This is a genomic window from Microcoleus sp. D2_18a_B4 (assembly GCF_036702475.1).
In the GTDB taxonomy this organism is placed as follows: Bacteria; Cyanobacteriota; Cyanobacteriia; order Cyanobacteriales; family Microcoleaceae; genus Microcoleus.
The window spans coordinates 136694-149268 of the sequence record NZ_JAUBTL010000002.1; the positions used below are offsets into that span (position 1 = coordinate 136694).

12 protein-coding genes are annotated in these 12575 nt (G+C 46.0%); 4 read left to right on the top strand and 8 right to left on the bottom strand.

Features of this window, described 5'->3' with window-relative positions; genetic code table 11:
• Nucleotides 1-242: 242 nt before the first annotated feature.
• The 5 genes from ruvX to QUB04_RS02005 all read right to left on the bottom strand — a co-directional run bounded on the left by ruvX (nt 243) and on the right by QUB04_RS02005 (nt 4671).
• Nucleotides 243-704 (bottom strand): Holliday junction resolvase RuvX, encoded by a 462-nt coding sequence (gene ruvX / locus QUB04_RS01985; protein WP_333280402.1) that lies wholly within the window; start codon nt 702-704, stop codon nt 243-245.
• Between the two features lie 270 nt (nt 705-974).
• Nucleotides 975-2300 (bottom strand): GNAT family N-acetyltransferase, encoded by a 1326-nt coding sequence (locus QUB04_RS01990; RefSeq protein ID WP_333280404.1) that lies wholly within the window; start codon nt 2298-2300, stop codon nt 975-977.
• Nucleotides 2301-2491: 191 nt separating this feature from the next.
• Entirely contained in the window at nt 2492-3673 is a 1182-nt protein-coding gene (locus tag QUB04_RS01995) for a F420-0:Gamma-glutamyl ligase (RefSeq protein WP_333280406.1), read from the bottom strand.
• A gap of 196 nt (nt 3674-3869) precedes the next feature.
• On the bottom strand, nt 3870-4316 hold the full coding sequence (locus QUB04_RS02000) for a GNAT family N-acetyltransferase (RefSeq protein WP_333280408.1): 447 nt from the start codon (nt 4314-4316) through the stop codon (nt 3870-3872).
• A gap of 55 nt (nt 4317-4371) precedes the next feature.
• Entirely contained in the window at nt 4372-4671 is a 300-nt protein-coding gene (locus QUB04_RS02005; RefSeq protein ID WP_333051545.1) for a DUF1778 domain-containing protein, read from the bottom strand.
• Nucleotides 4672-5455: 784 nt separating this feature from the next.
• Here QUB04_RS02005 and QUB04_RS02010 point away from each other — a divergent pair.
• Nucleotides 5456-6727, top strand: a complete 1272-nt coding sequence (locus QUB04_RS02010; RefSeq protein WP_333280410.1) for a hypothetical protein — start codon at nt 5456-5458, stop codon at nt 6725-6727.
• A 291-nt stretch (nt 6728-7018) separates the two neighbouring features.
• On the opposite strand, the gene QUB04_RS02015 is transcribed toward QUB04_RS02010, so the two are convergent.
• Entirely contained in the window at nt 7019-7759 is a 741-nt protein-coding gene (locus tag QUB04_RS02015; RefSeq protein WP_333280413.1) for an SIMPL domain-containing protein, read from the bottom strand.
• A gap of 289 nt (nt 7760-8048) precedes the next feature.
• Here QUB04_RS02015 and QUB04_RS02020 point away from each other — a divergent pair, with 289 nt between their 5' ends.
• The 3 genes from QUB04_RS02020 (at nt 8049) to QUB04_RS02030 (ending at nt 11648) form a co-directional block, all read left to right on the top strand.
• Complete coding sequence (locus QUB04_RS02020) at nt 8049-8432, top strand: YkvA family protein (protein ID WP_333280415.1); 384 nt, start codon at nt 8049-8051, stop codon at nt 8430-8432.
• A 209-nt stretch (nt 8433-8641) separates the two neighbouring features.
• Nucleotides 8642-11008 (top strand): DNA helicase PcrA, encoded by a 2367-nt coding sequence (pcrA, locus tag QUB04_RS02025; protein ID WP_333280417.1) that lies wholly within the window; start codon nt 8642-8644, stop codon nt 11006-11008.
• 34 nt (nt 11009-11042) lie between these two features.
• A complete protein-coding gene (locus tag QUB04_RS02030) occupies nt 11043-11648 on the top strand; it encodes a hypothetical protein (protein ID WP_333138692.1) in 606 nt (201 codons plus the stop codon).
• Nucleotides 11649-12007: 359 nt separating this feature from the next.
• On the opposite strand, the gene QUB04_RS02035 is transcribed toward QUB04_RS02030, so the two are convergent.
• Together QUB04_RS02035 and QUB04_RS02040 are read right to left on the bottom strand one after the other, a co-directional pair.
• Nucleotides 12008-12208: a hypothetical protein gene (locus tag QUB04_RS02035; protein ID WP_015174854.1), complete on the bottom strand. Its 201-nt coding sequence runs from the start codon at nt 12206-12208 to the stop codon at nt 12008-12010.
• Nucleotides 12205-12549 (bottom strand): hypothetical protein, encoded by a 345-nt coding sequence (locus tag QUB04_RS02040; protein ID WP_333280419.1) that lies wholly within the window; start codon nt 12547-12549, stop codon nt 12205-12207. The genes QUB04_RS02035 and QUB04_RS02040 overlap by 4 nt, the downstream gene beginning before the upstream one ends.
• Nucleotides 12550-12575 lie beyond the last annotated feature (26 nt).

Here is a 12575-nt window from a genome sequence, read left to right on the forward strand (position 1 = left end):
TTCTGGCTAAATGGGCGATCGCCAGTCCACAAGCTTAAACCGCGAGACTCGCTGCCTTTTCGACAGGCGAGGAGTGCAGCGTTTAAATCTCAGTCGAGTCAGCAAGCGACACTGAGGACAAATCACGATTTTGTGCTTCTTCAGTACCGAGGGTACAGCAGAATTTTCTCCAGTTTGTCAAGGGTTACAGGTGTGCGTAGCAAACTTGCACAACCAGGATATCACGCCTTTGTTACCAGCTATCAAGGATTGGGAAGGGCGGAGATATTTTGCCTCCGCTCGTCTAGCCACTGCTGCAAAATCAGGGCTGCGGCTTTGCGATCGATCGCACCCTTATTATTTTGCGACGGCGAAATCCCTGAAGCTTTCATCAATTCCTCTGCCTCAACCGAAGTCAGGCGCTCGTCCACGTACTCTAGGGGGAGCTCTAAGGCGGAGGCGATGCGATTCGCATATTTCTGCACCTGTCGGGCTTGAGCACCCAATTCTCCGCCCAGAGAGTAGGGCAAGCCTGCAACCAAAATTTGCACTCTCCGCTCTCGCACGAGCTCTCGGAGATAAGCTACGTCTCGATCGAAGGACGATCGTACCAGTGTTGTAATGCCCGTAGCTATTAAACCAGTGCCGTCACACCCGGCGATGCCAACTCGTTTGAGGCCGATATCTAATCCCAGTGCTGAAATCCATAATTTATCGTTGGACATTATCAATCAAGCAATTTTAGATTTTAGATTTTAGATTTTAGATTTACTATTTTTTTGCGGAAATAATCTTTTTTAACGAACCGCGAAGACGCTAAGAACGCGAAGGAATAAGAGAAGAAAGTAAGAAAAAAATAGGTAATCTTAAGTTGATATCAATCAAAAGCAGAAGGGATATTTTGGGATTAGGGAAGAAAAAAGGAATTTCTTTGATGATTAATTCTATTTTTTTCTGCCTTCTACCTTTTACCTTCTGCTTTTAACTATTAAGTATTAACTTTTCTCTTGGGAGCCTTCGTCTAGAGGCAATTCGGGCAATTTTAGAGGCAAAATGCTGCTGCTATCTGTTGCCGAGGATTCGGAATTTTGGAAGTTCAAGGGGTTAACTTGATTCGTTTGGCTGTTTCCTGAGTCAGCCAACAGCGGTTTAATCTCAGACGACGCGGGCCCTGCTGCTGCTTCCCCAGCCATCGGGCCGAGCCAGGACATCCGGCCTGGTACGGGTTTGCGAGTTGGCTGGAAGCTTTGCAGCATTTCTGATAGCTGGAGTCCTTCGAGAGAAACTAACTTGGACTCGCGCAATTTGTGCCACACCGATCGAGACATCAGCAAACTGTGTTCCAGGCGCACTGCTCCAAATTGCTCTAAATAAGCTTCCCGTTCCGGCTGATAGTCAGCGGAAGCCAGTTGCAGGCTTTGAACCGGGAAATCTTGAACCAGCCGCGCCATCTGGGACAGTAGTTCTGGGTAAAGCCAAGTGTAGGCCGGGTGTACAGTCAACTGGGCGACGTGCGGTTGCTGGCCGTTGCGGGATAGCTGCACCTGAAAATAGCCGATCGCGGCTTTGCGCTGGGGTTCAAACACGTAACCGCTGACTACCTCGGTTTTGGCCAGCCACTGTCTGACACCTTCGACTAAAGCGCCGAAAAAACTGGTTTTGAAATCTTGAATGTGGCGATCGAATACTTGGCGCACCAGCGGCGGCATAGACGCGGTATCCAGTTGGTAGAGCAACTGAGCGTCTGCGTTGCTCACCGGCAGCAGGTTGGGCAAATCTGGCGTCGAGGAAGCCATTTCTTGCAGGCGTTCTGGGGCGATCGTCCAGTATGTCATCTGGGCCAAAGGCTGAAACCCGTTTTGCCGATATAAAGCCAAGGAAGTTTTGTCGCCGACATTCACTTCCAACAGCCACGTCCGCGCCTCCCAGACTGCCTCAAAGCAGTACCGCAGCAGCATGGAACCAATTCCTTTGCTGCGGGCTTCCGGGTCTACTCCTATGCGATCGATCCGCCAAGTGCTGCGGGTGCGGTTGAAAGGAGAAATCTGAATTATCCCCTTAACGCTCCCCTCTTCTTCGGCAACGTGGGCCCGGAACAGGGACTGACAAGGGTTGGGAAACAAGCTAAAAATCTTTAGTAGTCCGTACCAGCGACGAATCTGCTGCAACTTTCTACCTAGTACCACGTCGCAGCTTGCGCCCTTGCGGTTTTCTGGCTCTTCGGCTGTTTCCGCGCACAGTTGTTCCATCACCTCGATGTCGCGATACTGAAACGGGCGAATCACAACCTGGTTTTGGTTTTGGGAGGGAAATGAAGTCATAGCATAAAAGTGGAGAATGGAAATTTAAAAATAAAAATTCAGAAAGGGGAAGAGTTAGGGAAGTTTTGAGTTTTGAATGGGTAAATTTTGAGATCAAAACTTATAACTTTTGATTCTTCTCCCTTTCTTGCGCGATCGAAAATTAAAAATTTCAAATCATCTTTTTGAATTTTTAATTTTCTGTTTTCAACTCAAGATTTTTGTGGCAGAGGTCGAATTAAAACGACCGGTGTTCGCTCGTCACCATTCCCGGCGGGGTTGCTTCGCAAGGCTTGCTCTAAGAATGTTACCGATAAATCGGAGGTCGCTGCTAATATCTTAACTGCTTTCAAGTCATTAGCGTCTACGATCGCCGCCGCAAGTCCGGTTTCTCGTTGAATTTCTTCTACAACTTGCTGGGGATTGTCCGGGCCTAGGACAATAAATTGGTCGAAGGGAGGCAAAGTCCCGGTAACATCGTCGATCAGCCTTGCTTGTTCGCCTGCAAGTTGGTAAAAGACTCCCGGTTTACCCAATATTTTAGCCACAGCGCCGATCGCAAATGCCGCTACTACGCGCCAAGGGCCGACTACATCAACCAACGTCTGCATTCCGCAAGCCGTGGCCAAACTCGACGTGGGCAAGAAAAACAAACACACTCGCTTTGCCGCCCATCCGGGTTTGACTTCGCTGGGATGGCGATAGCGTCCCTGCATCAAAGCTAGGGGAGTTTCTGCCAGGGCGACAATATCGCCTTTCTGGGCGCGCGGCAGCACGTACCGCTTGACAATTTCGACGGGATTGTCCAATTCTGCCAGTATGTGAGTGCGAATCGGCAAGACTTCTGCCACTCCGACATTTCTGGCGATGGGTACGGTGTCCGAGTTGGGAAATTGCAGGGGAACTACTACGTTACGGACTTTGGGGATGCGCCCGCCTGGGCCGTAGGTGACGTAATGTACTTGCACCCAAGCTGACTGCAATTTGGTTAAATCTTGCCCTTGAATGTCTACAGAAACTTTGATTTTCGTGGTTTTTTGGGCTTTAACAATATAGCCGAACCAGTAATCGTCTGCTCTGGCTGCTGCGTCTTTGTGGCAAGGAATCACCTTTGTCTCGGAGGTAACGCCATCCAAACTTCCGTCTGACAGCAGTTTTACCTGTGCCCGCACTTCCGGCAACATAATCTCAAATCGCTGTGTCAGGTTGCGGAACTCCATTTCCCCGACTAAAAGATAACGGTTGGGTTCGGAGATGGCTAAGTGCCATTCTCCGGCTGTTAGTTCTAGTTTATTTGCACTCCCAGTCCGGCGATAGTTCAACTCTAGGCCCAATCCGCCCAATGCTAGCAGCGAACCGGCTGCTGCGATTCCTGTTGCTAAAGTCTCAATCACTCTAATTACCGCCCATAATAATTTCTGTTTACTTTAGTCGATCTCTGTCACTTCGATCGACGATCCGGTAGTAATTGAAGTTTTGGGGGTTGTTGGGGGCGATCGCACTTATGCCTAATTACACGTAAGTGCGATCGCGCGTCTGCCCTGGCGGGGCTGGAGAGTGGGATGGGCGATCGGTTTTTAACAAAATCAACTAAATGTTAGAAGTTTGACAAAGTTCTTCAACCGATTTCATTGGTAGATAAAGCTTCATCGGGTTTTGTTTAAACTTTTGAAAACCATATTTTTGATAGAAATTGGCTGCTGGCTCATCCAGAGCTTCTGCAATGACAGCGAGAGATGCAACTTGTGCAGTTGCCAAGAGTGCTTTTGTCAAAGCATCTATCAGAATCAACTCACCGAGATGTTGACCTTGGTAAGTACGATCAACTGCCAAACGACCGAGCAATGTAGCAGGTAGAAGGGGATAGCGGGGCAGCTTTTTTGCAAAAGATTCATTCAAATCTGCGAGTTCAATTGTGTATGCAGAAAGCGTATAATAGGCAATTACATCAGTGTTGGAAGACTCCACTAAAACGAATACGATTGCGACTTTCTTTTTGAGATCCTGAGAAGCTTGTTTACGGATGTAGTTGTCCAAACTATCTTGTCCACAACAAAAAAGCTCTCTGTGATGTCTGCTGCTATCTAAGAGTTCAATTGTGAGTACCATCGCCCATCACTTGTTTGTAGCGCAAGGCTGCTGCTTTGAGAGCTTGATTCGGCTGGGTTGGATTCAGGAGGGCATTTACGAAAGCCTCGCTGTCGTCAAGGTCAAGTTTCAGTCTTTGGTGCTGTTCAATAACTTTGGAAGCGACTGCTTGAACGCTGGCGATGACGAAATCTGTTAAGGTACGTCCTTCTAAGTCAGCAGCTTTTTGCCAAAGGGCTTTAATCTCTGGACTGATACGAGCCTCCAATCGGGCTGACGGTTCCGATTTAGTAGTTTTAGTCATACAAAATACGGTTTATCTCATTTATCCATTATATACGGCAAAGTGCCGTATGTCACGCTAAAAGTTAGGGATCGATCGAACTTATGCCCAATTACACGTAAGTGCGATCGCCTCTGGTGGCTAAAGCGGTCAAGTTGCTGTTCAAAGAGCTCGTTCGTGAGTTAGATCACTCCCAAATCTGGCGTTACTTAATCAGGGTATGAAAAAAATCAGTTGAAAATCCCGAAGCTTTGTGGATACTGGTTTCTATGACTTGCATATTTAGCCTTTCAGACCGTAAATCAGCAACGTATACAAAACAAATCAGTTAATTAAATCATTTATTATGATTATTTTTTATAAGAAATATAGTTTTATTGTTCTTAAACGTTAATTTATAATCGACAATCAACTTTTTAATCCAATAGTTATTAAGCATTTACACCTGTCATTATAATAGATATTTAATAAACCTTCCTTAGTTTTAGATATAAATACTTAATCTCTTAACAACTCTGTATACATGAGTTATTTTCGCTCGTTGTCTGTCCATCGTCAAAATATCTCAAATGGGTTCAAAAGAACCGCTATTGACAGGATGTTCCTTTATATATTGCCCTTTTTGTCAAGTACGCTTTATACCAAATTAGATGAGCTTACCCTGCGAGCCGCTACCGCGCTAGCGGTCAGTACCTTTAAGAATCTACTTCTTAAGTAACAGTCCAAATCTAGTTCTTAGGCAGTAGATTTTATTAGAAGTAAATAGTTAGTCTAGTGAATGTAGTAGTAATACCCAAGCATATCCATGACTGATAACAAGCCGCCTTTTAACCAGCCTGAAGCCAATCGTGACTCCCAGGAAAAGAATGTTGACAATAGCGAGAACCAGCAGCTTCAGGCTCAGACTAACGAAAATGCAGAATCAACGGAAGATCAATCATCAGGCTCAGGCCTTGGCGCGAGGATAGCTGGAGCAGCAGTCGGTGGTATACTCGGTGCTCGCTCTGGAGGCATTATTGGTGCTGTAGCAGGCTCAGTTGCTGGCGCTATGATTGGTAAAGGTACTGCTGATACGGTTAACCGTGCTGTAGATAATTTAGGGGATGCAGCACACGCTGTAGCAGACGGTATTACACACACTGTAGAAGAGCTAGGGACAGTAGTAAAGGAAACTGCTGAGGAAGTTAAACCATCTATCAAAGCTACAGCAGAAGCAATCAAGGAGACAGTTGAGGAAACTAAGCCTTCGATTACAGGTATAGCCGAATCTGTCAATCAGACAGTTAAGGAAGCGAAGCCTTCTGTAGTAGATGCAGTCAAGAGTGCATCCGAGGAAGTCAAACCTACGATTAGAGAAGTAAAAGATTCAGTCAAGCAGACAGTCGAAGGTATCAAGCCTTCTGTACAAAGTGCAGCGGACTCTATTAAGAGCACTGCCGATGAAATTAAGCCTTCTGCCAAAGCTGTAGCTCAGGAAATTGAGGGGGCAACTAAGGATCTGAGATCGACTGTAAAAGATACAGCGAAAGCAGTTGAGCCCTCTATAAAAAGCGCAGCCGAATCGCTTCAGTCATCAGGCAAGAGTGTAGCTGAATCAATCAAGTCATCTGCTCAAAGCGCTGCCGAATCTGCTAAAGGTGCAGCGCAGGATGTTAAGTCATCTGCCCAAAATGCAGCCGAATCTGCTAAAGGTGCAGCGCAGGATGTTAAGCAGGATGTTAAGTCATCTGCCCAAAATGCAGTCGAATCTGCTAAAGGTGCAGCGCAGGATGTTAAGCAGGATGTTAAGTCATCTGCCCCATATGCAACCCCATCTCCTCAAGGTGCAGCGCATGATTTTAAATCATCGGCCCAAAATGCAGCCGAATCTGCTAAACCTCCAGTGCCTGATTTTAGGTCCTCGGCCCAAAATGCAACCCCATCTGCTAAACCTGCAGCGCAGGATTTTAAGTCATCTGCCCAATATCTAGCCGAATCCGACGCAGAGGAAAATAAGGATAGCGATATTCACATCTCCGGCAATCCTGAACTCAAGGACAAAGTGGTCATTCATGACAAGAGAATCATTAAGGAGTAGGTAAAGTAAGGACTTAACTCCAGCTTGTTAAAGCTAGCACTAAGAGAGTTTAACAGAGAGTGGATCTGAGAAAAGATTCCACTCTTTTCTGTGTATGAGAAATGCGATCGCCTAGGCTTTAACAGAGAGTCTATTTATTGAGGAACTCTCCCCCTGAAGAAGGAGAGATTCCGTTTCTAGACTACTGGCAGAAGTGGTTAAAACGGCTAAAGTTTTTTGTAGAAAAAGCTGCTTGATAAATCGAGAAATAGTTAGGGTCAAGCTGATGTGGCCAGTTCAACCCCTAACTATTTAATATCCAAATTGCAAAGTCACAGAAGCTTCTACCTGCTGTTCCCCTCCCACCACTGGCGTTGTAGCATTAGCAGCAGCAGCGCGATCGGCAGCAAACTGCCGGTACATAGGAGGCGGCGCGCTAGCACCGTTGACTTGAATGCCCAGAATCTCTCCCCGCTTCAGGTTGAGGGCGCTAAAGACTGCATCCGCTTGCGCTTGAGCATCTTGAGTTGCTTTTTTGATTGCTTGTTTTCGAGCAGATTCGATCGCACTTTCGGCGGCGGCAAAACTCACACCGTCGATGCGTGTGGCTCCGGCATTCACCGCATCGTCGAGCAAAGTCCCGGCAGATGCAGTATTAATCCGAAAACTGACGGTATTCGTCGCCGTATAGCCCGTCAAGCGCTGCTGGTTGTTTTCGTAGCTGTAAGTCGGGCTGAGGGTGATGCCGGCAGTTTCGAGTTTTTCGACTTGGCGCGATCGCAGCAACTCTACCACAGCGGACGATCGTCTCGCCGCTTCCTGCTGCACCTCGGCCGCCGTTTTCCCCTGAACCTCAACCCCCAGCCGCACTTGCGTTTGAGTTGTAGGAATCGCTTCCACACCCCGCCCAGTAACAGTCAACGTTCTGATCCGCTGTTCTTGAGCCGCCGCCGGATCTAATCCCACGAAACTGACGAGAGTTAAGGTTAAACACAACGCTGTTAGCAGACTACGGAATTTAATGCGATCGCGACGTTGCAAATTTGAACTCATAAACTTGATTCTCCTCACATACAACAGATGCTATACTTTACCTTCTCACTGAAATTGCTAAATATCCGGGTTGTTACATTTTTAGCAACTAAAAAAATAGTCAGTAATTCTGAAGAAATTGTGAGTTATTATAATGTCCGCAGGAGGCTCGATCAAAGAAACCCGGTGTTCGGGGCAAAATAAGAGGTTGAGAAACGATAAATATATAAACCAACCTGGTTCCTGACAATGCCTGCGCCACTCTTCCTTCCTTTTAAATATTATTAAAAAACGGTAAATTTGTTAAAAAATGCAATCCTTAAAACAAGTTGCCCGCCGACTAAAAAAAGAGACTTACGCCGTTTATTTAGCCAGTACAGACCAGAGAGTAGCTTGGTACGCCAGAATTTTAGCCGGCCTTACGGTGGCCTACGCTTTTAGCCCGATCGACTTAATTCCTGACTTCATACCAGTTCTCGGCTACTTGGACGATTTGATAATTGTACCCTTGGGAATTTGGCTGGTACTGAAGATGATTCCGCCACAGGTTTTAGCCGAGTGTCGGGAAAAAGCAGCCGTAGAAATAGAGCGGGGAAAACCGATAAATAGGGCTGTCGCTGTTGTGATTATTGCCATCTGGATTGGCTTGGGAATATTAGCAGCAATTTGGCTGACACGGATATTTAAACGTTAAAAAAAATCACCTATCTAGTTATTGTGTAGAGTGCGCGCCGAGCACCTTACCTTAAACAACTCCTTTGAGCCAAAAATATTTAAAGTTTTAAAAATCACCGTTCTAGTTATAATATAGAGTGCGCTAGGCGCACCTTACGTTAAAAAAACTCGCAGTATCGCATACCAAGTATTATTTACCCCTTAAAAAATTAAACTAACTTTCTAGCTATGACTCAAACCACTGATTTCCTCAGCCACCTCAACCCATCTCAGCGCCAAGCAGTCGCCCATTATAACGGGCCGCTGTTAGTAGTAGCGGGCGCTGGTTCCGGCAAAACCCGAGCTCTAACTTACCGAGTTGCTAACTTAGTTCGCACGCATCGAGTTGATCCTGAAAATATTCTGGCGGTGACATTTACAAATAAAGCCGCCAGGGAGATGAAAGAAAGAATTGAGAAATTGCTGGCAACTCAGCAAGCTGAAGCCGAATATGGCAAACCTTTGGTAGACTTAGCCCCGGATGTGCAGACGAAATTGCGATCGCAAATTTACCAAAGAATTACCAAACACATTTGGATGGGGACTTTTCACTCTTTGTGCGGCCGCATTCTCCGCTACGATATTGAAAAATACCAAGACGAAAAAGGCCGCCAGTGGAAGAAAAACTTTTCGATTTTTGATGAATCAGATGCTCAAAGTCTCGTCAAGCAAATTGTCACCAAAATCCTGAACCTCGACGACAAGAAATTTGACCCGCGCAAAGTCCGCTATATCATAAGCAACGCTAAAAATAAAGGCTTGTCGCCTCAAGAATACCTAGCAGCAGAACCGGATTATCGAGGCCGTGTGATTGCGGATGTTTACAGTCGCTACCAAGATGCTTTAGCAGCCAACAATGCCCTAGATTTTGACGATTTAATCCTCGTCCCCGTTAAACTTTTGAGCCAAAACGAGCAAGTATTAAGTTACTGGCATAAAAAGTTTTGCCATATTTTAGTTGACGAATACCAAGATACTAACCGCACTCAATACGATTTGATTCGGATGTTGGTGACAAATAACGCCGACCCGAAAAGCTTCGATAAATGGCAAAACCGCTCGATTTTTGTCGTGGGCGATGTCGATCAATCAATTTACAGTTTTCGGATGGCAGATTATACCATATTGCTGGAATTTCAAGAGGATTTTGGAGATAGTTTGTCCGACGAAAAAACTCGGACGATGGTAAAATTAGAGGAAAATTATCGATCGCGCGAAAACATCCTGCAAGTCGCGAACCACTTGATCGAACACAATACTGAACGGATCGAGAAAATTCTGCGCCCGACTCGCGAACCGGGAGCTCCGATTGTTGTCTGGCGCGCCGACAACGAATTAGATGAAGCGGAATTTGTAGCAGGTCAAATTCATTCCTTGAAGCGCCAAAACTCCGAATACGAAAACGGCAGTAACTTTGCGATTCTCTACCGCACAAACGCTCAATCTCGCTCCTTTGAAGAAGCGTTAATGCGTTTAGACATTCCTTACAATATTGTCGGCGGCCTGAAGTTTTACGATCGCAAAGAAATCAAAGATATCCTAGCATACCTGCGGGCGCTCGCCAATCCCGACGATAGCGTCAGCCTCAAACGCATCATCAATACTCCCCGTCGCGGCATTGGGGATACCACATTTTCCAAAATCGAAGACGCTGCAACTCAATTGGGCATTCCGTTGTGGGAAATCCTCAGCGATGAATCTTCTGTCAATACTCTCGCAGGGCGATCGGCAAAAGCTATTATTAAGTTTGCCGAAATGATTGGTCGTTGGCAATCGCAAATTGAAACTCTACCGGCTTCGCAAATTGTCCAAGGAATTATCCAAGATTCAGGCTACATTGAAGATTTGAAAAATCAAGGAACCGACGAAGCCACAAATCGCATAGAAAACGTCATAGAATTGTACAATGCGGTGCTACAATTTGAAGAACAAAACGAAGAACCGACGCTAACATCATTTTTAGCAAAAGCATCTTTAGCATCCGATTTAGATGACTTGCAGGAAGAAGATTCCCGCGTGTCGCTGATGACGCTGCACTCAGCAAAAGGGTTAGAATTTCCCGTGGTATTTCTAGTCGGAATGGAACAGGGTTTATTTCCGAATTTCCGCAGTTTGGACGACCCGAAAGCGATCGAAGAAGAACGCCGTTTGTGCTACGTCGGCATCACTCGCGCCCAGGAATTGCTATTTCTCACCCACACTCGCGAACGCCGCCTCTGGGGAGGCTTCCGGGAACACTGCACCCCTTCGCTATTCTTAGGGGAATTACCGACACATTTGCTGGCTGGAAGTGCGAAGAAAACTAAAGCGGGGAAAACGGCTACATCTAAGGGAAAAAGTAATAATTCAGCAGCTAATTCCGGGAGTTCTCAATCGGGAAACAATGGACAATCGGCGGATTGGCAAACGGGCGATCGGGTTTTTCATCATGCTTTTGGAGTTGGAGAAATTACGCACGTTTTAGGGGAAGGCGATAAAACTAACCTGGCAATTAAGTTTTCAGGTTTGGGCAGAAAAATCATCGATCCGAGAACAGCTAAGTTGCAGCGAGTGTAATAGAAAAGCAGAAATAAAAACAACATCAGATTTTATGCCTTACAGTCAATTTACAACGATCGGCAAAGTTAAAGAAGCCTTCAATCTCACAGCAGTCGAAGGAATCAGATTTCTGCCGGAAATCGAGCCGATCGCACCCGCAACAGCCTTGCAGACCATGCTGGAGACAAATTTGCCTTGGGCGATCGCTACTAGCACAGAAAAAGCCCGTTCTGAAGCTATTATCAACCCTGTATTGCTGGAAGTTCGCAGGATTCTGAACCAACAAATCAGCGTGTTTTCGGGTGAGGAATTTAATGTCGATGCTGCTGTGGGACTTACAGGAGTTTGCGATTTTCTCATCAGCCGTTCCCCCGAACAATTAGACATTGAAGCCCCAGCAATTGTGATGGTAGAAGCTAAAAAAGGAGATTTGAAAGTAGGTTTGGGTCAATGTATTGCTGAAATGGTGGCGGCCCAGAGGTTTAATGAAGCGAAAGGGATCTCGATATCAGCCATCTACGGCAGCGTTTCCAGCGGCACAGCTTGGCGGTTTCTCAAGCTGGAAGGGCAAATAGTGACGATCGATCTTACCGACTATCCGCTACCTCCCGTAGATAAAATATTGGGATTTTTAGTGTGGATGGTGCGCCAAAATTAGCATATATCAAATCCGGGTTGAAAACTCCCGATCGGAGTCGGCGGTTAAAACCGTTACTACACAACCTTGCGTCCGAACAGAGGGGACTCAAAAGAAATGATTCAAGACTCTCCCGTAGGGAATCGCCCCTCGATCGATCTTATCTCACATCTTGCACCCTTCTCAAGAACAGGCAAGATGCCTGTTCCACAAGAAAATTCACTCTTTGTGGAACAGGCATCTTGCCTGTTCATAAAAGACTTATTAACAATAATGCAACATCGCAAGATGCCTGTTCCACAAGAAAATTCACTCTTTGTGGAACAGGCATCTTGGCTGTTCATAAAAGACTTATTAACAATGATGCAACATCTCATATCTTATTCGACTACCTGAGATTCCACACGCCTGTATTTACCCGCCAAACGTTCTCGACGCTGGCGGCGGTTATCAGCTTCAAATATGGCGATTAATTCATCCAGGTTTAGAGTCAAAGCGTCAAGCTGTTGGCAGACTTCACGCATCTTTTCAACGTGTCGCTTTCTGGTTTCAGCGTCGGGGATTCTAGGTTGTTGATTCATGGCAAATTCCAATCCATTTTGATTTCTCGGAGAGTTGCTTCTGAGGCATCGACAGCCGCCTCTGTTTGTTCTATCGTTCTATACAGAAAGTTTAACGTATCCGCAGTCGCAGCGGGTTGAGATTCTGCTACCTGCTGCAAAAGCCTGTACAAACGATTGTAAGGGTTTCTCAACCTTTCCTTAACATTATCAAGAGATTCTAGTTCGGGGAGTGTCGCTTCTGTCTCGCCAAACTGCTGCATTAAAATGTATTCTGTAGCGGTTGTCTCGTTGAGGATTTCCACTAGCCGCCGCTGCAATGTGAAAATTGTGTTCAGGATGTCATCAGGTAGCTTTGCCATTGTCCTTAATTTTTAGGGATAACAAC